Source organism: Rhizobium sp. HT1-10 (assembly GCF_049472505.1).
Classification (GTDB): domain Bacteria; phylum Pseudomonadota; class Alphaproteobacteria; order Rhizobiales; family Rhizobiaceae; genus Rhizobium.
The window spans coordinates 23,961-47,052 of sequence record NZ_JBCEBQ010000011.1; the positions used below are offsets into that span (position 1 = coordinate 23,961).

General features: G+C 61.6%; 23 protein-coding genes. 7 read left to right on the forward strand and 16 right to left on the reverse strand.

Annotation, left to right across the window (positions count from 1 at the left end):
• Positions 1 to 19: 19 nt before the first annotated feature.
• The 3 genes from tkt to VH564_RS22190 all read right to left on the reverse strand — a co-directional run bounded on the left by tkt (position 20) and on the right by VH564_RS22190 (position 4,467).
• Positions 20 to 2,065, reverse strand: a complete 2,046-nt coding sequence (tkt, locus tag VH564_RS22180) for a transketolase (RefSeq protein WP_423342028.1) — start codon at positions 2,063 to 2,065, stop codon at positions 20 to 22.
• 213 nt (positions 2,066 to 2,278) lie between these two features.
• Positions 2,279 to 3,559 (reverse strand): class I SAM-dependent methyltransferase, encoded by a 1,281-nt coding sequence (locus tag VH564_RS22185; protein WP_423342029.1) that lies wholly within the window; start codon positions 3,557 to 3,559, stop codon positions 2,279 to 2,281.
• 296 nt (positions 3,560 to 3,855) lie between these two features.
• Entirely contained in the window at positions 3,856 to 4,467 is a 612-nt protein-coding gene (locus VH564_RS22190) for a TetR/AcrR family transcriptional regulator (protein WP_423342030.1), read from the reverse strand.
• 302 nt (positions 4,468 to 4,769) lie between these two features.
• On the opposite strand from VH564_RS22190, the gene VH564_RS22195 reads away from it, so the two are divergent.
• The 3 genes from VH564_RS22195 to VH564_RS22205 all read left to right on the forward strand — a co-directional run bounded on the left by VH564_RS22195 (position 4,770) and on the right by VH564_RS22205 (position 6,229).
• Positions 4,770 to 4,976, forward strand: a complete 207-nt coding sequence (locus VH564_RS22195; RefSeq protein ID WP_423342031.1) for a hypothetical protein — start codon at positions 4,770 to 4,772, stop codon at positions 4,974 to 4,976.
• Positions 4,977 to 5,140: 164 nt separating this feature from the next.
• On the forward strand, positions 5,141 to 5,383 hold the full coding sequence (locus tag VH564_RS22200) for a DUF2188 domain-containing protein (RefSeq protein ID WP_423342032.1): 243 nt from the start codon (positions 5,141 to 5,143) through the stop codon (positions 5,381 to 5,383).
• Positions 5,384 to 5,554: 171 nt separating this feature from the next.
• Positions 5,555 to 6,229, forward strand: coding sequence for a pentapeptide repeat-containing protein (locus tag VH564_RS22205; protein WP_423342033.1), 675 nt, complete (start codon positions 5,555 to 5,557; stop codon positions 6,227 to 6,229).
• Positions 6,230 to 6,244: 15 nt separating this feature from the next.
• Here the strand turns inward: VH564_RS22205 and VH564_RS22210 are convergent, their stop codons facing one another.
• The gene (locus VH564_RS22210; protein WP_423342034.1) at positions 6,245 to 6,721 is read right to left on the reverse strand and encodes a hypothetical protein; all 477 of its coding nucleotides are present in this window, start codon (positions 6,719 to 6,721) and stop codon (positions 6,245 to 6,247) included.
• A gap of 137 nt (positions 6,722 to 6,858) precedes the next feature.
• Here VH564_RS22210 and VH564_RS22215 point away from each other — a divergent pair, with 137 nt between their 5' ends.
• Positions 6,859 to 7,494: a trimeric intracellular cation channel family protein gene (locus tag VH564_RS22215; RefSeq protein WP_423342035.1), complete on the forward strand. Its 636-nt coding sequence runs from the start codon at positions 6,859 to 6,861 to the stop codon at positions 7,492 to 7,494.
• 15 nt (positions 7,495 to 7,509) lie between these two features.
• On the opposite strand, the gene irrA is transcribed toward VH564_RS22215, so the two are convergent.
• On the reverse strand, positions 7,510 to 7,929 hold the full coding sequence (gene irrA, locus VH564_RS22220; protein WP_423342036.1) for an iron response transcriptional regulator IrrA: 420 nt from the start codon (positions 7,927 to 7,929) through the stop codon (positions 7,510 to 7,512).
• 295 nt (positions 7,930 to 8,224) lie between these two features.
• Here irrA and fabA point away from each other — a divergent pair, with 295 nt between their 5' ends.
• From fabA to fabI, 3 genes are all read left to right on the forward strand, one after another.
• The gene (fabA, locus tag VH564_RS22225) at positions 8,225 to 8,740 is read left to right on the forward strand and encodes a 3-hydroxyacyl-[acyl-carrier-protein] dehydratase FabA (RefSeq protein WP_423342037.1); all 516 of its coding nucleotides are present in this window, start codon (positions 8,225 to 8,227) and stop codon (positions 8,738 to 8,740) included.
• Between the two features lie 65 nt (positions 8,741 to 8,805).
• Positions 8,806 to 10,029, forward strand: coding sequence for a beta-ketoacyl-ACP synthase I (gene fabB, locus VH564_RS22230; protein WP_423342038.1), 1,224 nt, complete (start codon positions 8,806 to 8,808; stop codon positions 10,027 to 10,029).
• 4 nt (positions 10,030 to 10,033) lie between these two features.
• Positions 10,034 to 10,840, forward strand: coding sequence for an enoyl-ACP reductase FabI (fabI, locus tag VH564_RS22235; RefSeq protein WP_423342039.1), 807 nt, complete (start codon positions 10,034 to 10,036; stop codon positions 10,838 to 10,840).
• Positions 10,841 to 10,934: 94 nt separating this feature from the next.
• Here the strand turns inward: fabI and VH564_RS22240 are convergent, their stop codons facing one another.
• The 11 genes from VH564_RS22240 to infB form a co-directional block, all read right to left on the reverse strand.
• Positions 10,935 to 11,198, reverse strand: a complete 264-nt coding sequence (locus VH564_RS22240) for a LuxR C-terminal-related transcriptional regulator (protein ID WP_423342040.1) — start codon at positions 11,196 to 11,198, stop codon at positions 10,935 to 10,937.
• A gap of 209 nt (positions 11,199 to 11,407) precedes the next feature.
• The gene (locus tag VH564_RS22245) at positions 11,408 to 12,475 is read right to left on the reverse strand and encodes an AraC family transcriptional regulator ligand-binding domain-containing protein (RefSeq protein ID WP_423342041.1); all 1,068 of its coding nucleotides are present in this window, start codon (positions 12,473 to 12,475) and stop codon (positions 11,408 to 11,410) included.
• Positions 12,476 to 12,594: 119 nt separating this feature from the next.
• Entirely contained in the window at positions 12,595 to 13,611 is a 1,017-nt protein-coding gene (locus VH564_RS22250; protein WP_423342042.1) for a class I SAM-dependent methyltransferase, read from the reverse strand.
• Between the two features lie 80 nt (positions 13,612 to 13,691).
• Positions 13,692 to 15,827, reverse strand: a complete 2,136-nt coding sequence (gene pnp, locus VH564_RS22255) for a polyribonucleotide nucleotidyltransferase (RefSeq protein ID WP_423342043.1) — start codon at positions 15,825 to 15,827, stop codon at positions 13,692 to 13,694.
• 399 nt (positions 15,828 to 16,226) lie between these two features.
• A complete protein-coding gene (gene rpsO / locus VH564_RS22260) occupies positions 16,227 to 16,496 on the reverse strand; it encodes a 30S ribosomal protein S15 (protein ID WP_423342044.1) in 270 nt (89 codons plus the stop codon).
• Positions 16,497 to 16,678: 182 nt separating this feature from the next.
• Positions 16,679 to 17,260, reverse strand: coding sequence for a hypothetical protein (locus tag VH564_RS22265; protein WP_423342045.1), 582 nt, complete (start codon positions 17,258 to 17,260; stop codon positions 16,679 to 16,681).
• A gap of 377 nt (positions 17,261 to 17,637) precedes the next feature.
• The gene (locus tag VH564_RS22270) at positions 17,638 to 17,874 is read right to left on the reverse strand and encodes a DUF4189 domain-containing protein (RefSeq protein ID WP_423342046.1); all 237 of its coding nucleotides are present in this window, start codon (positions 17,872 to 17,874) and stop codon (positions 17,638 to 17,640) included.
• A 313-nt stretch (positions 17,875 to 18,187) separates the two neighbouring features.
• Complete coding sequence (gene truB / locus VH564_RS22275) at positions 18,188 to 19,120, reverse strand: tRNA pseudouridine(55) synthase TruB (RefSeq protein ID WP_423342047.1); 933 nt, start codon at positions 19,118 to 19,120, stop codon at positions 18,188 to 18,190.
• 9 nt (positions 19,121 to 19,129) lie between these two features.
• The gene (gene rbfA / locus VH564_RS22280) at positions 19,130 to 19,540 is read right to left on the reverse strand and encodes a 30S ribosome-binding factor RbfA (protein WP_423342048.1); all 411 of its coding nucleotides are present in this window, start codon (positions 19,538 to 19,540) and stop codon (positions 19,130 to 19,132) included.
• Between the two features lie 68 nt (positions 19,541 to 19,608).
• The gene (locus tag VH564_RS22285) at positions 19,609 to 20,217 is read right to left on the reverse strand and encodes a hypothetical protein (RefSeq protein WP_423342049.1); all 609 of its coding nucleotides are present in this window, start codon (positions 20,215 to 20,217) and stop codon (positions 19,609 to 19,611) included.
• Positions 20,218 to 20,333: 116 nt separating this feature from the next.
• Positions 20,334 to 23,072 carry a translation initiation factor IF-2 gene (gene infB, locus VH564_RS22290; protein WP_423342050.1) on the reverse strand — a complete coding sequence of 913 codons (2,739 nt, stop codon included), beginning with the start codon at positions 23,070 to 23,072 and terminating at the stop codon, positions 20,334 to 20,336.
• Positions 23,073 to 23,092 lie beyond the last annotated feature (20 nt).

The window sequence follows — 23,092 nt, forward strand, 5'->3', positions numbered from 1 at the left end:
GGCTGCTGCCAAGGCGCTATTACGCTCCGAGGCTGCTCACGACTTCGCGGCCGGCCCGGGCAACGGCTTCGGCGTTGATGTCGAACTTCCGGTAGACGTCGTCGATCTTGCCGGATGCGCCGAAGTCATGCATGCCGACGAACTTTCCGTCGAGGCCGATGTAGCGGTCCCAGCTGTCCTGAACGGCCGCCTCGACGGCGACGCGGGCGCGCGTTTCGCCCAGCACGGACGCCTTGTAGGCGGCATCCTGCTTCTCGAACAACAGTCTGCAAGGCATGGAGACGACAGCCGTCGGAATGCCTTCGCCCTGCAGCATGTCTCTCGCCTGCACGGCCAGGTGCAGTTCGGAGCCTGTTGCGAGGATCGTCAGCTTGCGGGGGCCGCCTTCCGCCTCGAGCAGCACATAGCCGCCCTTGGCCGAGAGGTTTTCCGTGCCGGGATCACGCCGGAGCAGCGGCATCGGCTGGCGGGAGAGGGCGATCAGCGCCGCCTGGCGGGGTTGATTGAGAATGGATTCCCAGCACTCCGCGGTTTCGATCGAATCGCCGGGGCGGTAGACGGCGAGCTTCGGAATGGCGCGCAATGCGCTGAGATGCTCGACCGGCTGGTGGGTCGGCCCATCTTCGCCGAGGCCGATGGAATCATGGGTCATGACGAAAATGGTGCGCACGTCCATCATGGCAGCCAGGCGGATCGAGGGGCGGCAATAGTCCGAGAAGGTCAGGAAGGTGCCGCCATAGGGAACGAGGCCGCCATGCAAGGCGATGCCGTTCATCGCCGCTGCCATGCCGTGCTCGCGCACGCCGTAGTGGATATAGGAGCCCTCGAACTCTCCGGCCGGGATCTCGATCTGGTTCTTTGCCTTGGTGTTGTTCGACGGGGTGAGGTCGGCCGAGCCGCCGAGCATCTCGGGGATGGCGTCGAACAGATGATTGAGGACGATGCCGCTCGCCTGGCGGGTGGCCAGATCCTTTTCGCTGCCGAGCAATTCGGTCTTTGCCGCCGTCACCGCCTTTTTCCAATCGGCCGGCAATTCGCCCTTCATCCGGCGGTCGAAATCGTCGCCTTGGCCGTTTGGCGCATTCTTCACGCGATCGGCCCAGGCCATGCGGGCGTCGCGTCCCTTGGCGCCGATCGCGCGCCAGGCATCGAGCAGCGGCTGCGGGATTTCAAAAGGCGCGGCGTCCCACTTGAGCAGGCGGCGGGCGCCGGCGATCTCTTCCTCGCCCGGTGCGTCGCTATGCGCCTTCTGGGTGCCGGCCTTGGTCGGGAAGCCGAAGCCGATGACCGTCTTGCAGGAGATCATCGACGGCTTGTCGGTGACTTTCTGGGCCTCGATGATGGCGGCGCGGATGGCGTCGGTGTCGTGACCGTCGATTTCCTGCACATGCCAGTTGGAGGCGCGGAAGCGGGCCACCTGGTCGTCGGATTCGGACAGATTGACGGCGCCGTCGATGGTGATCGAATTGTTGTCGAAGAAGGCGATCAGCCGGCCAAGCTTGCGGTGGCCGGCGAGCGAGACGGCCTCATGGCTGATGCCCTCCATCAGGCAGCCGTCACCCATGAACACATAGGTGAAATGGTCGACGAGCGCGTCGCCGAATTTGGCGTTCATGATGCGCTCGGCAAAGGCAAGGCCGACAGAATTCGCCAGTCCCTGGCCGAGCGGGCCCGTGGTGGTCTCGATGCCGGGGGCATGGTGGTATTCGGGATGGCCCGGCGTACGACTGTCGATCTGGCGAAAGTTCTTGATCTCGTCGATGGTCATTTCCTTGACGCCGGTCAGGTACAACAGGCTGTAGAGCAGCATCGAGCCGTGGCCGTTGGAGATCAGGAATCGGTCGCGGTCGAACCAGTGCGGGTCGGCGGCATCGAACTTCATGAATTCGGAAAACAGGACCGTGGCGATATCGGCCATGCCCATCGGCATGCCGGGATGGCCGCTCTTTGCCTTCTGCACGGCGTCCATCGACAGGAAGCGGATGCAATCGGCCATATCGCGCAGGTGCTGGTCGCGAGGGGCCGGGACTGTTTTTTCAGCCTGAACGGGGGATTGGGTTGCCATGGAGATGCTCCGAATTTCGTGCGTTGACGATTGTTCTGCCGCGCGGCCGGGCCGTGGGCTGGTCCTCAGGAAGATATAGCCAGGCTGCGGATTTCAACCGTCCTCCGTAAAAGGTGAACGGATGAGGCCGCTGCCCTATCGCAGTGATCGACCGGCATTGCCCAATGCCCGGCGGTTTCCGTCCATTTTCCGGCCGGAAACCTCGGTTCGCCGTCAGCGTGGAACGGCCTCCGGTGACGCCCTCATGGTCATGGCCGGCATGGGAATGCCCACTGGCTCGCGAAGGCCGGTCCTCGCCTCTTCGGTCCTCACCATATAGTCGCGCGCCAGCGGCAGGGCGGAGACGTGCTTGGTCAATTGCAGCTGCCAGTTCATATGGCCCATGCGGCGGAAGGCGAGTTCGGAGCCGACGAGGTAGAATTCGAACATCCGGCAAAAGCGCTCGTCGTAGAGCTTGGCAAGGGTTGCCCGATGCCTTGCAAAGCGCTGACGCCAATGCTCCAGCGTCTTGGCATAGTGCAGGCGCAGGACCTCGATGTCGGTTGCCCAGAGGCCGGATTTCTCGACCACCGAGAGGACCTCCGACAGAGCAGGCGAATAGCCGCCGGGAAAGATGTACTTGGCGATCCAGGGATTGGTGCTGCCGGGACCATCGGCGCGTCCGATCGCATGGATCAGCGCGACGCCATCCTCTTTCAGCATGCCGCGCACGGTGTCGAAAAAGGTCTTGAAGTGGTTGATGCCGACATGTTCGAACATGCCGACCGAAACGACGCGATCCACCGGCCTGGTCCAGTTGCGATAGTCCATCAGCTCGAAGCGGACCCGGTCCTCGAGGCCTGCCTCCCTGGCGCGAGCCCGGGCTGCCTGCAGCTGCTCGGTGGAGAGCGTGAGGCCCGTGACCTTGGCGCCGAACTCGCGGGCGAGATAGAGCGCCATGCCTCCCCAGCCGCAGCCGATGTCGACGATCTCGAGGCCTGGCCGATCGAGCCGGAGCTTGGCGGCGATATGCAGCTTCTTCTTCAGCTGCGCTTCTTCCAGCGTCTCGTTGCCCTCCGGGAAATAGGCGCAGGAATATTGCCGGTCTTCGTCGAGCATCAACGAATAGAGCCGGGCATCGAGATCATAGTGATGGGCGACGTTTCGGCGGGAGCGGCTGGCGAAGTTCCACTGGTCGAAGTGGCGGCGCAGCCAGCGGACCTTTTCCATCAGCTTGTCGAGCGGATGGTTGCCGCCCTGCATCGTATTCATCACCAGGAAATCGAGCGTGGCGAAGAGACTGCCTTCAGCCGGCTCGAGGTCGCCGTCCATATAAGCCTCACCCAGCGCCAGAGCCGGGTTCAGGAACAGGCGGCGCGCGGCGCGCCGGGTTCGTATTGTCATGGCCGCCTTGGGTTCGCCGCCGGTGCCGAAGGCGCGAACGCTGCCGTTTGGAAAGGTCACGGTTAACGTGCCGACCTTGATGAGATGTGTGAGTGCTGCCTCTAAAAGCATGAGCCTGACCTATCTTTTTGAATATGGTCCGCCGCTATTTCCCACCTCGAAAATTATGAGGGCTGGAGGTGCCGTCGAAATGCGACGCAAGAAAAATATGGGAATTTGCGAAAGGCTGCGGGCGCTGCGTCCGCAGGAAGGCGGCTAGCCGGTGAGGAAAGAGAGGGTGATCGAAAGTCCGGCATCGTTCGAGCCGGGTCGGGGACAATATGAGCTTGATGTCATGGGGAAACTCCATTTGTCAGGGCGACATATGAGGTCGTCGGGGATGAACGTCGGGCGGGGCGGCGCCAAGGTCATTGGCACCTCCCGACGGTAGGCATGGCGGCAAAGGGGTGGGCGGTAAGGGCGATTTCAACGACCCGCCTGAGGTCGGCGCGGCTGCGACCGGATTTTGCCTGGCAGGCGGTGCCGAGCGCCAGCGTTACTACGAAACGTGCGGCATCGGCGGCGTCGGCATCCTTAGGAAAATCGCCGGCCTCCTGGGCAACCAGCAGGCGCGCGCAAAGGGCGATCTCGATGCCGATGCGCCGATCGACCAACGTCTTGCGAATCGGCTCGGCTTCGTCCGAGCAGGCCACTGCACCGTTAAGAGCAAGGCAGCCGGTCGGCGTTTCGCCGTGGGTCTGGGCGTCTACATAGCCGAGCAGCAATTTCTCGACGGCCAGTCTGGCCGAGGGCTCGGCCAGCGAATCGGAGATGAAGCCCATATATTCCGCATCGTAAAAATGCAGAGCGCGGCGGAAAAGCTCTTCCTTGTTGCCGAAGGTACCGTAAAGGCTGGGCCGTGTTATGCCCATCGCCTCGGTCAGCTCAGTGACCGAGGTGCCATCATAGCCCTTTTCCCAGAACAGACGAACTGCGCGGGACAGGGCCTCGTCGGCATCGAATTCCTTGGGACGTGCCATGATAGCTGTCGATCTCCGTCGGAGTTACGTACCGATAGGTATGTAACGTTCTGGGTGGCTCGTCTAGTGGCCTTGGCGCGTAAACAGCGCTGGATCGCCACGGGTCAGTTTGACACGGTCAGTCGACACAGCATTGAATCCCGGCCCATTCCCATTATTTCCGGCAGGTGACGGACGCGATGTTCGACCAATTGGCGCATCCCCCTTGCCCTTGATCAGCCAGGCGGCTGTTGATAGGGGGCGTTGCCGGGGTAGGTCGCCTGCGGTACGCAATAGCCAAGACGTCTCGAATCGGAGCCAAGATGGACAACGTCGAAATCAATAGCCGTAGCGAATTCGCGCTCTGGGCCATCCAACGCGCGCAAGAAATCGTTCGCAACGAGGGCTCCGCCCTGGCCTTGTCGGCCCGCGACATGGATGAGGCTGGGCTGCAGCAGAACGGCGCCGCACTCGGCAAGGCTATCGCTGATGCCATGCTGGAAGTGTTCGATGGGCTGCTCGTCGAGTAGCGACTGACGTCAGAGGCTTCTCACTCTTCACCTACCATTGCAGGTTGGCAGTGACAGCCCTATTTCCATCCGGGTGCAGGGTTCTACGGGTGCGGTGGCGAGTTAATGTCGCCCACGGTTAGATGTCGAACTGGCTGCGTGTGGAATAAATTAGGGAAGTTGTCATGCACGTTACGTATCATGTTGCCGAACACGACGAAGGCTGGGGCTATCGGCTGGGCGACGTCTGGTCGGAAACCTTTCCGGATCATGCCCAGGCGCTGAACGCCGCTAAGGACGCGGCCAAGCGTCAGCAGATCGGCGGCCAGGACGCGGAGATCAGCTACCAGACCGCCGATGGCAGCTGGAAGACCGAATCGGCCAGCGGTGGCGACCGTCCGGAAGCCGACGTCGAAGACGACGGCTGACCACAAGGGCGCAGCAGATAGCAGCGCCAGGGCGCAGCAGATGGCTGCCGCGCCGATATCGAAGGGCATGGGTGCAACATGGCTGTCGGGATGCGGTTTGCTTTGAGAAACAGGACGAGGGGTGCCGCGCACGCCGGCGATGAACATCGCCGCGGCGCGACACCGATTGCAATGGCGGCTCTTGCCGTGGGTCTAGCCTGCGCGGCCCCGACGGTATCCCGGGCAGCGGATTGCGGGACTTCGCCCGAGGCAGGGCTCGACTGGAGCGAGTGCAGCAAGAACAACCTCATGCTGGAGCACAGCGATCTCAAGGGTGCCAATCTGGCGGGGACTAACCTGTCCGTTACGGGGCTCTCCGATTCCAATCTAGACGGCGCGCATCTGGAAAAGGCAAACCTCACCCGCGCCTGGTTTACAGGGTCGAGCATGAAAAAGGCCGATCTCGACCGTGTGCTCGCCTACCGCAGCGGCTTTGCCAAGGTGACGGCTGATGGCTCCACCTTTGCCAGCGCCGAATTGCAACGCGCCAATTTTGCCGGCGCTCACCTGACGGGCGTGGACTTCCAGAAGGCCGAGCTGGGGCGGGCGAATTTCGAAAAGGCGGTGGTAACGGGCGCGAACTTCAAGCTCGCCAATCTTTCCCGTGCCAATTTTAGCGGTGTGACCTTCGAGGCGCCGATGAATTTCGATCGCGCCTTCATGTTTCTCACCAATATCGCCGGGCTGGACCTTTCCAATGCGAAAGGGTTGCTACAGCCGCAGATCGACCTTGCCTGCGGCGACGACAAGACCAAGCTGCCCCAGGGGCTGAACAAGCCTTCCGACTGGCCTTGCGGCGCGGATTAAGAAGCGCGGCCGTCTCTATTTCTTGGAGATGGTCGTGAATTTCGTGCCGCGCACCCGGACGGTGATCAGGCAGGGTTCGCTGTCGGTGCGGTCGCAGAACCGGGGGTGCATCTTCATGACCAGCACCATGTTTCCAAAACGCATGATGAAATCGTAGCTGTAGATCTGCGCCGTGGCGATCATCAGATAGCCGCCGGTATCGACCTGGATGTAGAAATTGTGCGGGCATCCATCGTCGGTGCAGTCGGGGCCTTTTTCACCCTTGCAGGTGATCTCGCCCTCGTTGATGACGATATCGCCACGCTTGTCGTTGTTGATGTCCTGCTGGGTCACGAAACCCTCGCCGAAGCTGACGTCGGGTCCGCAACGCTTGGTGAAGTGTTCCTTCTCGAAGGCAACGGGATCTGTCAGCAAGGCCTGCTGGGCATTGGCGATAGCGGGCGCGACGATGAAAGCCACGATGTTCAAAAGCACAGTAAAAAGCAATTTCACCGAATAGACCTCGCAAAAACGGCCGCCGACGTCACTCCGTCGCGGCGCATGCGCTACAGTTAGGCCTCCCCGCTTGCGCCGCCCTTGCCTCCATGATCCATTGCGGCTTTGCAGCCGATCTTTTCGTGGGGCCATTCATGTCGCTACTGTCGTTCCTCGATTATGCCGGCGTTGCCGTCTTTGCCGCCACCGGCGCGCTGTCCGCCTCCCGCAAGCAGCTTGACATCATTGGCTTCCTGTTCCTGGCAGCCGTCACCGGGATCGGCGGCGGAACGCTTCGCGACATCGTGCTCGGCCGGCTGCCGGTGTTCTGGGTGCTCAACCCGACCTACATCCTGGTTTGCTGCGTGATCGGCGTCATCGTCTATTTTACCGCGCATCTGTTCGAATCGCGCTACCGGCTGCTGATCTGGCTCGATGCGGTGGGGCTGGCTGCCTATTGTGTCATGGGGGCTGCCAAGGGCCTGGCGGCCACGGGCTCGCCAACGGTTGCCATCGTGACCGGCACGCTGACCGCCACTTTCGGCGGCATCCTGCGCGATATGATCAGCAATGAACCATCGGTGCTGCTGCGGCCGGAAATCTATGTGACAGCGGCGCTGATCGGTGCCTGCGTCTTCGTCGCCGCCAATGCCACGGCGATGCCGCTATTTTTGGCTTCGGCGCTTGGGGTAACGGCCGCCTTCGTGGTGCGTGGCGGTGCGCTCTGGTTCGGCTGGACCATTCCTGGATACCGGCCGAGGCCGGGTCGCCATCCGGATGACGTCATGTGATTGGTTGCCCAGCGCCTAGCGCTGCATGGGCCGCAGGCGGATGACGACGTCGACATGGGCAATTTCCATGCCTTCAGGCGGTTCCGGCAGATTGTCGATCAGCAGATTGTTGATCGGTATATCCAGCACTTCGTTATGGCCTTCGACGAAGAAGTGGTGGTGATCGGAGACGTTGGTGTCGAAATAGGTGCGAGCGCTCTCGACTGCCAGCACGCGGATCAGGCCGGCTTCGGTAAACTGATGCAGGGTGTTGTACACTGTGGCCAGAGACACCGGCACCTTGGCGGCGACGGCTTCCTCGTGCAGTTCCTCGACCGTCAGATGGCGGTCGCCCTTGGCAAACAGCAGGTCGCCCAAGGCTACGCGCTGCCGTGTCGGCCTGAGGCCCGCCATGCGCAGTCTGGTCTCTATCGCCAACTCGGCTGTATCAGCCATTCAAAACTCCAAAGCCGTTCTTCCGACTATTCTTGACTGTATCATATATCTTTTGCGTTGCGCGCTTTCAATAGTTTCGGTGGGGACAATGACGGGCAAAAAGCCGCATTGTCGGGCTTTTACGCCATTTGCCTCTTTCAGCGGCCTTGGGGTTCCTGTATGCGACCACCACATAAAGGTGAAACGTGCCCTATCGGTGGCCGGAATGCAGTAGGCAATGCTAACGCTTCATTTTCCGCCGATCTTACACTAACCTCACTCTCCATCGGCATTCATGCGGGGGAAACGGATTTTTATGACGACGAAACCATCCAGCTTCAACTACGAGGAAATCCTGAGCTGCGCGCGCGGCGAGCTGTTCGGTCCGGGCAATGCGCAATTGCCGCTGCCGCCGATGCTGATGGTGCATCGCATAACCGACATCTCAGAGACAGGCGGCGCCTTCGACAAGGGTTATGTGCGCGCCGAATATGACGTGCGCCCGGATGACTGGTATTTCCCGTGCCACTTCGCCGGCAATCCGATCATGCCCGGCTGCCTCGGCCTTGATGGCATGTGGCAGTTGACGGGCTTCTTCCTCGGCTGGCTCGGCGAGCCCGGACGCGGCATGGCGCTGTCCACGGGAGAAGTAAAATTCAAGGGAATGGTTCGGCCGACCACCAAGCTGCTGGAGTATGGCATCGATTTCAAGCGCGTCATGCGCGGGCGGATGGTGCTCGGCACAGCCGATGGCTGGATGAAGGCCGACGGCGAGGAAATTTACAGGGCAAGCGACCTTCGGGTCGGCCTTTCCAAGGACAAAGCTGAGTGATTGGCGTTTAGGCGCAGATCCTCTATGCATCCACGCAATTCGACATCAACGAAAAGGTCCAACACATGAGACGGGTCGTAGTCACAGGTCTTGGTATTGTCTCTTCCATCGGAAACGATGCCGCCGAAGTCACCGCCTCGCTGCGCGAGACCAAGTCCGGCATTTCGTTTTCGCCGGACTTTGCCGAACATGGCTTCAAATGCCATGTCTGGGGCAAGCCGTCGCTCGATCCGACCGAGCTGGTCGATCGCCGCGCCATGCGCTTCCTCAGCCAGGGCGGTGCGTGGAATCATGTCGCGATGAAGCAGGCGATCGCCGATTCAGGCCTCGAGGAGTCCGATATCGGCGGCAACGAGCGCACCGGCATCATCATGGGTTCGGGCGGACCATCGACCCGCACGCTGATCGAGGCTGCCGACATCACCATCAAGAACAACAGCCCGAAGCGCATCGGCCCATTTGCCGTTCCGAAGGCCATGTCGTCGACGGCGTCGGCGACGCTTGCCACCTGGTTCAAGATCCACGGCGTCAACTACTCGATCTCGTCCGCCTGCTCGACCTCGGCCCATTGCATCGGCAATGCCATGGAAATGATCCAGTGGGGCAAGCAGGACGTGATGTTCGCCGGTGGCCATGAGGATCTCGACTGGACGATGTCGAACCTGTTCGATGCTATGGGCGCCATGTCATCGAAGTACAACGACACCCCGTCGACCGCCTCGCGCGCCTACGACGTCAGCCGCGACGGCTTCGTCATTGCCGGCGGTGCTGGTGTGCTGGTGCTCGAAGAGCTGGAGCATGCCAAGGCGCGCGGCGCCAAGATCTATTGCGAAATCACCGGCTATGGTGCCACTTCTGACGGCTACGACATGGTCGCACCGTCGGGCGAGGGCGCTATCCGCTGCATGCGCCAGGCGTTGAAGACGGTTGACGGCGACGTCGACTACATCAATACCCACGGCACATCGACACCGGTCGGCGACAGCAAGGAAATCGGCGCCATCCGCGAAGTGTTCGGCGACAAGATCCCGCCGATCCAGTCCACCAAGTCGCAGACCGGCCATTCGCTGGGCGCTGCCGGCGTCCAGGAATCGATCTATTCGATCCTGATGATGCAGGAGCGCTTCATCGGCGAGAGTGCCCATATCACTGAACTCGACCCGGAATTTGCCGGTGTGCCGATCGTGCGCAAGCGCATCGACAACGCCCGGATGGATACGGTGCTTTCCAACTCCTTCGGCTTCGGCGGGACCAACGCTACGCTCGTGTTCCAGCGCCATAACGGATAAATCAATGACCGGAATTATGCAGGGTAAGCGCGGCCTCATCATGGGTGTCGCAAACAATCACTCCATCGCCTGGGGTATTTCCAAGGCGCTGGCGGCCCAAGGCGCGGAACTGGCCTTCACCTACCAGGGAGATGCGCTGGGCAAGCGGGTCAAGCCGCTGGCCGCCGAACTGGGGTCCGATTTCGTTCTGCCCTGCGATGTTGAGGATGTCGCATCGGTCGATGGTGTCATCGATGCCCTCAAGAGCCGCTGGGGCAGCGTCGACTTCGTCGTCCACGCCATCGGCTTTTCCGACAAGAACGAGCTCAAGGGTCTCTACGCCAACACCACGCGCGAAAATTTCTCGCGCACCATGGTGATCTCCTGCTTCTCCTTCACGGAAATCGCCAAGCGCATTGCCGGGCTGATGACCGAAGGCGGCAGCATGCTGACGCTAACCTATAACGGCTCCTCGCGCGTTATTCCGAACTACAACGTCATGGGCGTCGCCAAGGCCGCGCTTGAGGCTTCGGTGCGCTATTTGGCTGCTGATTACGGTCCACGCGGCATTCGCGTCAACGCCATCTCGGCGGGCCCGATCCGCACGCTTGCCGGTGCCGGCATTGCAGACGCCCGGGCTATCCTGTCGTGGAACCAGCACAACTCACCGCTGCGCAAGACCGTCACCATCGACAATGTCGGTAGTTCGGCACTCTATCTGCTGTCCGATCTTTCGGCTGGCGTCACGGGTGAAATCCACCACGTCGATTCCGGCTACAACATTACCTCGATGCCGACGCTCGAAACGCTGACACGTGCGGAAATCGACTGACATCCTCCAAGGGGCCGGCGCGGTTTTGCATCGGCCCCGATTTTTTCAGAGCCTTATCTTCTTTCCAGAGCTGCCGCAGCTTTCATGGACGAGGTCACCCGTAAACAGGGTTCTCTGGCCCGATCGTTATGTGGCCGTTGAGGACCGCGATCGTGACGGCGTGAAGCCGGTTTTTCGCCCCCAGCCTCTCTTCGACGTCCTTCATGAGCTTGTCGACTTCCCTATGGGACAGCCCAAGCGTTTCGCAAATGTCCTCGCCGCGGCAACCTTCCGAGATCAACTGAAGCACATCTTTTTCCAGGGAAGACAACTCTATCGCCGGACGTTTGCCGTCCGTCGATATCTTAAGCTTGTGCATGGCGGATCGCTAATCAAGGGTGCAGGAAGACAGGCTGTTCAGATGCCGCTAGAAAAGGTGCACGTGACAACCAATGCTGAGACCGTTGCCTACTACGGTCGTCGGTAGCTGTCTTTAACGCTGCACGCCATAAATTTATCTTCAGGCGCGGCGTGCCGTTCCTCGCCAGCCCCTTAGCGGCCTATCATTTGCCGTTTTACAGAAAAGCGTCAAGATTTCTCATTGAGACGTTGCGCAGAGCGCTCCGCGTCACCCTGCGGGCCCTGGCGAACGGCCTTGGGCGCGGCGCCATACCAGCGGTAAACCGATCGGGTGAAAGCACTCGGCGCCGAATAGCCCAGACGATAGGCGATGGCGGCGATCGACAGGCTGCTATCGCGAAGCAATGCCAGTCCAAGCCGCCGTCGTTCCTCGTCTCGCAGTTCGTTGAGCGTCGTCCCGTGGTCGGCAAGTCGGCGTTGGAAGGTCCGTTCGGACAGCCCGAAATAGGCGGAGATTCGATCAAGCGCCAGCGTCGGCTCGGCGATCCGCTGCCGGATGTACCGGCGCACCTGGTCGACGAATGCCTCCTCATCGATCGCCATGTCGGACTGGAGGGCGCGAAGCTGAATGTCCATCAGCTTGAACAGCGTCTCGTCTCCCTGCGGATTGGGGTGGTCAAGCAGCCGCGCTGGCACGTGCAGGCTGTTGACGGGCATGCCAAACGAAATCTGGCGGCTGATCTGCTGGCGGAAGAGGGCTGTATGCCGCGGGCGTGGTCGCTGCAGGCCGACAGCCACCGTTGCCTCTACCGTGCCGATTATGGCGCGCAGGTGGCGCAGGTGGAGCGCGACGATGAGGTCGACATACTGGTCACGCTTGGCCACCAGCGGAGACAGGGTCCAGGACAGGACCGCGTCAATCTCGCCGATGTCGAGCCGGACGCTGCGGGCCTGCGACGCGAAGGCCAGATGGTCCGCGAGAAACTGCAAGAAATGGCGCACCGTCGGCGCGGTCATCATCCCATAGCCGAACGGGCCGCTTGAGCCGAGGGTGAATGTCGCCGCGTATTTGAGGGCTAAGCTTTCGTCATCGGCCATCAAGGCACAGGTCTCGAACAGCCGGCACATTCGATCGAGGCTGATGCGGGCTGTGAGGCTCTGCAGGTCGTCCGGGTGGATGTGGAGCGCCCTGCAGATCGGAATTATATCGATACCATAGCCCTCGGCGAAAGATGCCAGTGTGGAGCCCACACCGGCAACGGTCATCAACTCATCGTTGATTCTTTCATTAGACATTTATCTTCTGGCGTTAGGCGTTAAATTTTTGTCGCCAAAAGATAGTCTTCGGTATCAACAGTTGTCGAGCTTATAATTAGCTACTTCAACTTTAGTAACAGATTGTGCGCTAACGAAGCCTATTTGCTTGCCCACAAAACCTTGAAGCGCGCATTGCGGCAGGTCTCGCCGCTGTGCTTGAACAATCCCGCCAAGACCGGTTCATAGGGCAGGCCGCGGTTGGCGACCAGCAGCAGCCGTCCACCACTGCGGATGGCGGTCGCCGCCGTCTTGATCAGGGCCTGTCCGAGCGAAGGTTCGGCGGCGTGGCCCTCGTGGAAGGGCGGGTTCATGATGACCAGGTCGTATTTGTCGCGAACGGATTCTCCGACAAGATCGTGCCAGAAGAAGCGAGCGGCGATGTTCGGGATGTTGGCGGCGAGATTGGCTTTGGCCGCTTCGAGGGCGGCGTGGTCGGCCTCGTAGAGGTCGATCCGGCCGAGACGGGGCGAGCGGGTTCCCATTTCGACGGCAAGATATCCCCAGCCCGCGCCGAAATCTGCGACATCGCCGGTGAAGTCGGTGGGCAGGCGGGAAGCCAGGAGCTCTGAGCCGGCGTCGATGCGCTCATGCGAGAACATCCCCGGCGCGGTGGTGAAGCGTCCGTCGATGCGCGTGGCGGGCTTTTGCAGCTTGGCAAGCATCGGGGCAGTCTCTTCCGGGCGGCCGAACCAGAAGGCGACGCCATGATATTTCGGCATGTGGTCGAGCGCGAGGCCGAGGCCCTCGATGCGCTTGCGCAGCGAGGCGATGCCGTCTTCCTTGCCGCCGGCAACCAGGATCAGGCCGCCGAGCTTCACGCGGGCCAGCGCTTCGGCGATGTTGGCCTCGTTCTCGCCCTTGTGCTTGGTGCAGAGGACGAGCGCGCCGTCGTAATCGGTGCCTTCGATGTCGGGCGTCGCTTCGATGCGGGCCGCCTGCAGCTGGCGATAGAGCGGGCGGAAGCCCTGGACTGCGGTCAGCGTTGCCAGAAACTCGGGCGGTAGCGCGAAGCCGGCCTCGGCGCCGAGAAACAATAAGCGTTCGCCTTCGCCGGGTGCTGCCACGGTGGCGAATGCAAAGGGATGGAACAGGGTCTTCAGGGCGTCGCGGCTCATGGCTTATCTCGTGTCAAAGGCGGATAGAAAAGGGGCGCGGAACTTGTCCCGCGCCCCGGAGATGCATGCGAAGGCGCAGCTTATTCGGCTGCTGCATCCTTCTTTTCGCCAACGATTTCCTGGCCGGTGGCCTGGTCGACGACCTTCATCGACAGGCGGACCTTGCCGCGCTCGTCGAAGCCGAGCAGCTTGACCCAGACCTTCTGGCCTTCCTTGACGACGTCGGTCGTCTTGGCAACGCGGTCGCCGGCGAGCTGCGAAATATGCACCAGGCCGTCGCGTGCGCCGAAGAAGTTGACGAAAGCGCCGAAGTCGGCGGTCTTGACGACCGTGCCTTCGTAGATCTGGTTGATTTCAGGCTCGGCAACGATCGAGTGGATCCACTTGCGGGCCGCTTCGATTTCCTTGCCGGAAGAAGACGCGATCTTGATCGTGCCATCGTCTTCGATGTTGATCTTGGCGCCGGTCTTTTCGACGATTTCGCGGATGACCTTGCCGCCGGAGCCGATGACTTCACGGATCTTGTCGACCGGGATCTGCATGACTTCGATGCGCGGAGCGAATTCGCCGAGCTGGCCGCGGCCTTCGGAGATGGCGTTGGACATTTCGCCGAGGATGTGGAGACGACCGTCCTTCGCCTGGTTCAGCGCGACGTTCATGATCTCTTCGGTGATGCCTTCGATCTTGATGTCCATCTGCAGGGCGGTGATGCCACCTTCCGTGCCGGCTACCTTGAAGTCCATGTCGCCGAGATGATCTTCGTCGCCGAGGATGTCGGAGAGGACGGCAAAGCGGTCATCTTCCTTGATCAGGCCCATGGCGATACCGGCAACGGGGCGGCCGAGCGGAACGCCGGCATCCATCAGCGCCAGCGAAGTGCCGCAGACGGTTGCCATCGAGGACGAGCCGTTGGACTCGGTGATCTCGGAGACGACGCGCAGCGTGTAGGGGAACTGCTCAGCCGTCGGCAGCATCGGACGAATGGCGCGCCATGCAAGCTTGCCGTGGCCGATTTCGCGGCGGCCAGGCGAACCCATGCGGCCGGTTTCGCCAACCGAGTAGGGAGGGAAGTTGTAATGCAGAAGGAAGCGTTCCTTGTACATGCCGGTCAGGCTGTCGACATACTGTTCGTCTTCACCGGTGCCGAGCGTGGCAACGACGATCGCCTGGGTTTCGCCGCGGGTGAACAGGGCAGAACCGTGGGTGCGCGGCAGCAGGCCGACTTCCGAGACGATCGGACGAACGGTCGACAGATCGCGGCCGTCGATGCGGCTCTTGGTGTCGAGGATGTTCCAACGGACGATCTTCGCCTGCAGGTGCTTGAAGACGGCGCCGATGACTTCGGCGGAATACTTCGGCTCAACGCCCTCAGGGAAGTAGTGAGCCTTGACCTTGGCCTTGACGGCGTCGACGGCGGCGTAGCGATCAGCCTTCTGGGTGATCTTGTAGCCTTCGCGAAGCTCGGCTTCGAAATGCTTCAGCATTTCGGCTTCGAGTTCCGAATGGTCTTCCGGGTGGAAATCGCGGGCTTCCTTGGCGGCGACTTCAGCGAGCTTGATGATCGCGTCGATGACCGGCTGGAAACCGCGGTGGCCGAACATGACGGCGCCGAGCATGATTTCTTCGGAGAGTTCCTTGGCTTCCGATTCGACCATCAGCACGGCTTCCTGGGTGCCGGCAACGACGAGGTCGAGAACCGACTCGTCCATCTCGTCGAGATGCGGGTTCAGAACGTATTCGCCGTTGATGTAGCCGACGCGCGCGCCGCCGATCGGGCCCATGAAGGGAACGCCGGACAGCGTCAGGGCAGCGGAGGTGGCGACCATGGCGAGGATATCGGGATCGTTCTCGAGGTCGTGCTGGACGACGGTTACGACGACCTGGGTGTCGTTCTTGTAGCCTTCAGGAAACAGCGGGCGGATCGGGCGGTCGATGAGGCGGGAAACCAGCGTTTCCTTCTCGGACGGACGACCTTCGCGTTTGAAATAGCCGCCGGGGATCTTGCCGGCTGCGTAGGTCTTTTCCTGGTAGTTGACGGTCAGCGGGAAGAAGTCCTGGCCCGGCTTCGGCGACTTGGCCGAAACGACGGTGGCGAGAACCACTGTTTCGCCGTAGGTGGCGAGAACTGCGCCGTCAGCCTGACGGGCGATCTTGCCGGTTTCGAGCTTCAGCGGGCGGCCTGCCCACTCGATTTCCACTGTGTGCGTATCGAACATATTATAGTCCTTGCCTGATGCGGGAAAACGCGCCGTCGCCGGTTTCGGCAAGGCGCATCGTCGACCGCATTGTGTGACAGATCACGGGCAAGACAGCGGGAGGCTTTTTCCGGCGTTCCGTTCCGCCTTGCGGCGACTGAAACGATCATGTCCGGCATTGCGTCTTCAGGCCTTGGGCCTTGAAGACGGCCGGGACCAAGGGTCCTGGCGAAAGCGTCCGGCAATCCTGCCCCATGACAGGTCAACGGTTTATGTCTTGGCGAAGCCGGCCCATCCGGTTCGCCGCCCTAGCCTGTCGCACGGATCGTATCGTGGCGCGGCAGGAGAGGGATGTGGGTCAGTGCGACCCGGTCATAAAAGTCCGGCGGGCGTCCCGTCAGGAACGCCCGCCGTGCAATGTTAACGACGGATGCCGAGAGCAGCAATCAGCTTGCTGTAGCGGGATACGTCCTTCTTCTTCAGATAGTCGAGCAGCGAACGGCGGCTCGAAACCATCGTCAGCAGACCACGGCGGGAATGGTTATCCTTCTTGTGGTCCTTGAAATGGCCGGTCAGATTGTTGATCCGTTCGGTCAGGATCGCAACCTGGACTTCCGGAGAACCGGTGTCGCCTTCAACAGTTGCGTATTCCTTGATGAGAGCGGCTTTGCGCTCAGCAGTAATCGACATCGGATGGTCCTTTCGATGAAGAGGAAGAAGTCGCCAAAAGCCGGGATGTCGTCCAGCTTTGGCCGCGAAAGCAAATGGGCAAGCCCAATGCTGCCGGTGCCTATAGACTATTTGGGGGGGGAAGGGAAGAGGGAGGTGGATGCTGGCTCGATGGGTATCTGGCGTCTCGCCGCTGGCATGCGTTACCGGCTGGCTCGACCGTAAAACCCGATGTCGCCGCCGGCACCCGGAAGCGATGGCGACATGTCATTGCCATCGGTATCGTCGCCAAACACGCCAGCCTTCTTCTTCAGGGCTTTCGTCAGCTTGTCGTTGGCTTCGGGATCCCTGGCGCTGTCGATGACGTCCTGCAGCGAAACGCCGAGCTTGTCGAGACCGAGTTCTTTCTCCAGGCCATGGACGGCGGCGTCTCCCCCATCGATCTTTAGCCGTCCGAATGCTTTTTGCAAGGCATCAACGAAGTCTTCTCTTGAGGCGTAATCGTCCTGGTTGACGCCTAGCGCCTTGGCTGTCTTGTCGATGATATCCAGCTTCTGCTTGGTGATACTGGGATGGTTGACGCCGAACATCGCCTCGGCGACTTTTGACTCGCCAGGACTTGGCTGGCGGTTGACGGTGACCTTGCCAATCTGAGCGTGACCGCTCGCAAGAGAGGCGATCGTGTCAGCTGCGCGCTGCACCGCAATTGTCGTCGCGGTTACTGGTGTTCCTGCTGCCAGTTGAAGAAGAGACAGCGCCGTTGAACTGCTTGAAATGGTTGCCAAGGCGACGCTCTCCCCCGAGAACTGCGTGACCGGCCAACCGAAGGACGTGGGTGACCTGAAATCCAAGGAGGCGTCATGCCCGTCGGCACTCTACCTTTGCGACAGTTAACGGGAGGTTGACAAGTGCGATCTTGGGTAGCATGCGCCTGAAAAGGCACGCAGATGCCGAGCAATGACCTTAGCCGTCAATAGGGTGCGCTAGGCGGCGAGCACCTTAAGTCTGAGCCCCCGAATGATGTCTAGCGAGGGCAGGGAAGAACTGCCTCAAAAAGCTGCTGAGCGAGGCGGACGGACTTCAACTACCGCCCTGCGATCAAGCCGTCGCCCCAAAGGCCGGGTCCGCCGGCTGTCGCCAACGGACGCCGGGATTTTCGCTATCAGGAGTCGTCGTCGCACGAGGTGATTTCGCAGGTGGATTCCGTGGTCGTGTGCTTGGCGCATTCGTTGAGCGCCTTTTCACGAGCCGAGGATTCGTTGTTGTAGCTATAGCTGTATCCATAGCTGCCTTCCTCGGAGACAGCGATGCAGCCCCATGCAAAGGCCGCGCTGTTCGATGCGATGAACGCCGCCGAGAAGATCACGGCTGCAATGCCCGTCCGTACAATAGTCTTCATGTTTTTCCCCAAAATTGGCCCTCTGCCGGCCAACAGGTAAACTGATGCACAGAGTATTTGCAATGCAATTTGGCCCAGCCTGGCGGCACCGGGCGCGCTCATTTCTGGACATGTTTTGGGGTAAGACTTGCGTCGGCACAGTCAAGGGCCCTCATGGGCGAAACAGGGTCTGATTTAGTGCTCCGCCAGCCTGCGGAGAATTGCTCTCGGCGGGCTGGCTCTTAAAAATTGCTTGTCGCAGGGTAGAATGCGGCTTTGCCGGCGGGCCCTTGGAGCCCGGCGACGACGTGGTCACAGCCGTTTATGGCAATGGCTATACAAAGACCCGCTTCGGCCGGAATTCGCCTTCGCCGATCTCGCCGATGGCGATGAGTTTCCCGCGCGCGGTGGCATAGGCCTCGCTCTCGGCAACTGGTGCATCGCGACCGCGGACGAGGATGGGATTGCCCATCTTCAGGCGGTGGGCCTGGTCGTCGGTGATGGCTAGATGCGGCAGCGAGGAGAGGGCCTCGGCGGTGTCGATCATGAAGGCATCCAGTGCGGCCAGCCGCTCGTCCTGGTCCTCGATCGCTTCCAGCGCCACCAGCTCTGCCAGCGGCACCATCGTTTCTTCGGCAAAAGGCGCCACGAAGGTGCGGCGCAGGCCGGAGACGTGGCCGTAGCAGCCGAGATCGCGGCCGAAGTCGCGGGCAAGCGCCCGGACATAGGTGCCCTTGCCGCATTCGACTTCGAAATGGGCGGTGTCGGCGTCCGAGCAGTCGAGCAGCGTCAGCCGGAAGATCTCGACTTCGCGCGACGGAATGTCGACGGTTTCGCCTTCGCGGGCAAGATCGTAGGCGCGTTCGCCTGATATCTTGATGGCCGAGAACTGTGGCGGGATCTGGTTGATGACGCCGGTGTAGTTCGGCAGCAGGGCGCGGATGGCCTCCTCGGTGGGACGGCTGTCCGAGCTCTGGGTGACTTCGCCCTCGAGATCGTCGGTGGCTCGCTCTTCGCCCCAGGTGACCGTGAACTCATAGATCTTGCGGCCGTCCATGACGTAGGGCACGGTCTTGGTGGCGTCGCCGAGCGCGATCGGCAGCATGCCCGAGGCCAGTGGATCCAAGGTTCCGGCGTGTCCGGCCTTCTGGGCGTTGAACAGCCACTTGATCTTCGAGACAGCCTCGGTCGAACCGAAGTCGATCGGCTTGTCGAGGATCAGCCAGCCGGAAACCGGGCGGCCCTTGGGTTTTCTAGGTCTGGACATCGGTCTCTACTATGATTGGGTGTCGTCAGAATCGGGGCCGAGGTCGCGCTGGACTTCCGGCGACTTCAAGAGATCGTCGATCTTCTTGTAATTGTCGAAGCTGGTATCGTCCTTGAAGCGGATTTCCGGCATGTACTTCAGCTGGCGCAGCAAAGGTCCGACGCGGCCGCGTATATATTTGGCATGCTTGTTGAGCAGTTCGATGATCGTGTCGTGGTCGGCGACGCCGAGCGGCGACACATAGGCGGTGGCCACCTTCAGGTCCGGCGACATGCGCACTTCCGAAATGGCAATCACGGTACGCTCGAGAACGGGCTCGCGCACTTCGCCGCGCTGCAGCACCTGGGTGATGGCGCCGCGGACCTGTTCGCCAACGCGAAGCATGCGCTGCGAGGGCGCGGATGTAGTGGGTCTGGTCATGGTGTTTCCATCAGCGCGTCCAAAGGGACGCTATAAAGCGGTTCCAATGCCCTGATATCAGCAAAAGGTCAAGGCTTGGCTGGGGCAGGCGGCTGCCAGAGGTTGCGAATGCGACCAAGCACGGCCGCCTGTTCCTGCTTATTGTGGAAGGCGTGGGCCGGGATGTAGTGGACCGTGGCATCGCTGTCGAACTCGATGCGGCCTTCGTGCTCCGCGATATCGGTCACCTCCGACCAAGCAAGTCGCGTGACGGCACCCGGCCGCTCCCAGGCAATCGCCTCGGGCGAAACGGTGACCGTCACTGTGGCATCTGGTCGGACGCGCCGGGCCATGGCGACGCGCTGGGCATAGGCCTCGCGACGAAGCGAAAGGCTCACCATCACATAGACCCCGAGGCAGGGGATGGAGCAGATGAGCATCAGGTTGGAGACATCGATCAGCGGCGTCAGGCCGAAGGTCGGCACCAGGATGAGGCTGCGGTAGATGTTGAGAAAAAGCGAAAGTGCGGCGCCGCCGAGGATGCCGATCATCAGGTACCAGCCGGCCATGCCGCCGGTTCTGTCCAGCGGCCGACCCAGTCTTGCGACCGAGCCATGGATGACTTCGGCCTCTTCAACGGGCTGGCGGATGTAGGACAGGGTGAAACGGTCGTCCTGCGACAGCGGTGATGCGAGCATATCAGAAGCCTTGAAGACGATGTCGCGCAGCTTTCGACTGTTCGCCGTTTAATATCAACAAAAAACCGCCGGATTGCTCCGGCGGTTTGGATATCGTGATGTGATCCGGCGAAGGATCAGAGCGTGCGCGTGATGTGCTCGACGCGGAAGCACTCGATGACGTCGCCGGCACGCATGTCTTCGTAGTTCTCGAAGGCCATGCCGCACTCCTGGCCCATCGGCACGTCGGAGACTTCGTCCTTGAAGCGCTTGAGCGTCTTGAGCTTGCCTTCGTGGACAACGACGTTGTCGCGGATAAGGCGGACGCCAGCTCCACGCTCGACCTTGCCTTCGGTGACGCGGCAACCCGCGACCTTGCCCGTCTTGGTGATGTTGAACACCTCGAGGATCTCGGCGTTGCCGATGAAGGTTTCGCGGCGTTCCGGCGACAGGAGGCCGGACATCGCCTGCTTCACGTCGTCGACGAGATCGTAGATGATGCTGTAGTAGCGGATCTCGATGCCTTCGCGCTCGGCGAACGCACGGGCCTGGGCATTGGCACGGACATTGAAGCCGATGATCGCAGCACCCGAGGCTTCAGCCAGCGAGACATCCGATTCCGTGATGGCACCAGCGCCCGAATGGACGATGCGAGCCCTGACTTCCTCGGTGCCGAGCTTGTCGAGCGCGCCGTTGATGGCTTCGATCGAACCCTGCACGTCGCCCTTGATGACCAGCGGGAATTCCTTGAGTACGTTGTTCTGAAGCAACGTCATCATCTGTTCCAGCGAGCCGCGCTGACCGGACTGACGGGCAGCGGCCTTGTCGCGGGTGAGGCGCTGACGGTATTCGGAGATCTCGCGGGCACGGCTTTCGCTGTCGACGATCGCGAAGCGATCACCGGCAGACGGCGTACCGGAGAGGCCGAGGACTTCGACCGGGGTTGCCGGACCGGCTTCCTTGACCTGCTCGCCCTTGTCGTTGACGAGCGCGCGGACGCGGCCCCACTGATCGCCGGCAACGATGATCTGGCCGGGGCGCAGCGTGCCCTTCTGGACGAGAACGGTCGCAACTGAGCCGCGACCACGGTCGAGCTGGGCTTCGATGACCGTACCTTCGGCGGGACGCGACGGGTTTGCCTTGAGGTCGAGAATTTCCGACTGCAGCAGCACGGCTTCGAGCAGCTTGTCGAGGTTGAGGCCGGTCTTGGCCGAAACTTCGACGTCGAGCACTTCACCGCCCATGGTTTCCACGAACACGTCATGCTGCAGCAGCTGGTTGCGAACCTTCTGCGGATCGGCCTCGTGCTTGTCGACCTTGTTGATGGCAACGATGATCGGCACGCCGGCAGCTTTCGCATGGGCGATGGATTCGATCGTCTGCGGCATGACGCTGTCGTCGGCCGCGACCACCAGGATGGCGATGTCGGTGGCCTGGGCGCCACGGGCACGCATGGCGGTGAACGCCGCGTGGCCCGGGGTGTCGATGAAGGTGATCTTCTGGCCATTCTGTTCGACCTGGTAGGCACCGATATGCTGAGTGATGCCGCCAGCTTCGCCAGACACAACGCTGGTCTTTCTGATAGCATCGAGCAGCGAGGTCTTGCCGTGGTCGACGTGACCCATGATGGTGACGACCGGCGGACGCGAGACCATCTCTTCGTCTTCCTGGGCGCCGTTGAACAGGCCTAGTTCGACGTCGGACTCCGACACGCGCTTGACGGTGTGGCCGAATTCGACCGCGATCAGTTCAGCCAGATCGGCGTCGATGACGTCGCCCGGCTTCATCATCTGGCCTTCCTTCATCAGGAACTTGATGACGTCGACGGCGCGCTCAGACATGCGCTGTGCGAGTTCCTGGATTGTGATGGTTTCCGGCAGGATCACTTCGCGCAGGACCTTTTCACGGGTTTCCTGCATCTGGCCGCGACGGAATTTTTCCTGGCGGCGGCGCATGGCCGACAGCGAACGACCGCGACCCGTGCCATCGTCGTCGACATTGGCGGTCGTGACCGTCAGCTTGCCGCGACGGCGTTCTTCCTCGGTCTTCGGACGAGCCGGTGTCTTCGGCGGCTCGACGCGAACGACCTTGCCGCGGATAACGGCAGTGCGCGGCGGTCCGCGGTTCTCTTCTTCTTCGCCAAGCGGCTTGCGGCGGCCGGCAACGTCGCCGGCAGCAGGACGGGCAGCCGGTGCACCGGCATCGGCGCGGCGAACCAGCGGTGCTGCGACAGGCTGCGGCTTGGCAGCCTCGACGCGAGCAGCTTCCTCAGCAGCAGCAGCAGCTGCGGCTTCGGCGGCTGCAATTTCCGGACCGCGTGCGGCGAGGTCTGCAGCGCGGCGAACGGCTTCCGCTTCGTCTTCGATGCGGCGCTTTTCGTCTTCGATCTTGCGGCGTGCTTCTTCTTCGGCACGGCGGATGGCGTCTGCGGCGTCACGGGCCTGCGCATCGGCAAGCGCACGACGACGAGCATCCATTTCATCCGGCGACAGGTGGTTGAGCACGACCGGGCGCGAAGGGCGATCCTGCTGCGGACGCGGCTGGTAAGCCGGGGCTGCGGGCTGGGCGCGCGGTGCGATGCCGCTCGGCTGGTTGACGCGAGTCTGTATCTGCGGCTGGGCAGGACGAGCTGCAGGCTGCGGGGCAGCCTCGACGCGCGCGGCGGCGGCCGGGGCAGGGGCCGTAACTGGCGTGATCACCTGCTTGTCGTCTTCCGGGCGAAGCGGGCGGCGTTTGCGGGTTTCGACCACAACCGCTTTGGTGCGACCTCGACCCATATCCTGACGCACGGTACCCTGGTTCACGCCCGATGGTTTCAGCGTGAGGGTCTTCTTAGCCGATGCGTTCAGTGTCTTGTCGTCGTTGTTGTCAGTCATTCCGGTCCTGTTCCTTCGGA

Bases quoted from the DNA above. Each gene is read 5' to 3' on its own strand.
- tkt (WP_423342028.1), bottom strand. From the start codon at position 2,065: ATGGCAACCCAATCCCCCGTTCAGGCTGAAAAAACAGTCCCGGCCCCT.
- VH564_RS22185 (WP_423342029.1), bottom strand. From the start codon at position 3,559: ATGCTTTTAGAGGCAGCACTCACACATCTCATCAAGGTCGGCACGTTA.
- VH564_RS22190 (WP_423342030.1), bottom strand. From the start codon at position 4,467: ATGGCACGTCCCAAGGAATTCGATGCCGACGAGGCCCTGTCCCGCGCA.
- VH564_RS22195 (WP_423342031.1), top strand. From the start codon at position 4,770: ATGGACAACGTCGAAATCAATAGCCGTAGCGAATTCGCGCTCTGGGCC.
- VH564_RS22200 (WP_423342032.1), top strand. From the start codon at position 5,141: ATGCACGTTACGTATCATGTTGCCGAACACGACGAAGGCTGGGGCTAT.
- VH564_RS22205 (WP_423342033.1), top strand. From the start codon at position 5,555: ATGGCGGCTCTTGCCGTGGGTCTAGCCTGCGCGGCCCCGACGGTATCC.
- VH564_RS22215 (WP_423342035.1), top strand. From the start codon at position 6,859: ATGTCGCTACTGTCGTTCCTCGATTATGCCGGCGTTGCCGTCTTTGCC.
- irrA (WP_423342036.1), bottom strand. From the start codon at position 7,929: ATGGCTGATACAGCCGAGTTGGCGATAGAGACCAGACTGCGCATGGCG.
- fabA (WP_423342037.1), top strand. From the start codon at position 8,225: ATGACGACGAAACCATCCAGCTTCAACTACGAGGAAATCCTGAGCTGC.
- fabB (WP_423342038.1), top strand. From the start codon at position 8,806: ATGAGACGGGTCGTAGTCACAGGTCTTGGTATTGTCTCTTCCATCGGA.
- fabI (WP_423342039.1), top strand. From the start codon at position 10,034: ATGACCGGAATTATGCAGGGTAAGCGCGGCCTCATCATGGGTGTCGCA.
- VH564_RS22240 (WP_423342040.1), bottom strand. From the start codon at position 11,198: ATGCACAAGCTTAAGATATCGACGGACGGCAAACGTCCGGCGATAGAG.
- VH564_RS22245 (WP_423342041.1), bottom strand. From the start codon at position 12,475: ATGTCTAATGAAAGAATCAACGATGAGTTGATGACCGTTGCCGGTGTG.
- VH564_RS22250 (WP_423342042.1), bottom strand. From the start codon at position 13,611: ATGAGCCGCGACGCCCTGAAGACCCTGTTCCATCCCTTTGCATTCGCC.
- pnp (WP_423342043.1), bottom strand. From the start codon at position 15,827: ATGTTCGATACGCACACAGTGGAAATCGAGTGGGCAGGCCGCCCGCTG.
- rpsO (WP_423342044.1), bottom strand. From the start codon at position 16,496: ATGTCGATTACTGCTGAGCGCAAAGCCGCTCTCATCAAGGAATACGCA.
- VH564_RS22270 (WP_423342046.1), bottom strand. From the start codon at position 17,874: ATGAAGACTATTGTACGGACGGGCATTGCAGCCGTGATCTTCTCGGCG.
- truB (WP_423342047.1), bottom strand. From the start codon at position 19,120: ATGTCCAGACCTAGAAAACCCAAGGGCCGCCCGGTTTCCGGCTGGCTG.
- rbfA (WP_423342048.1), bottom strand. From the start codon at position 19,540: ATGACCAGACCCACTACATCCGCGCCCTCGCAGCGCATGCTTCGCGTT.
- VH564_RS22285 (WP_423342049.1), bottom strand. From the start codon at position 20,217: ATGCTCGCATCACCGCTGTCGCAGGACGACCGTTTCACCCTGTCCTAC.
- infB (WP_423342050.1), bottom strand. From the start codon at position 23,072: ATGACTGACAACAACGACGACAAGACACTGAACGCATCGGCTAAGAAG.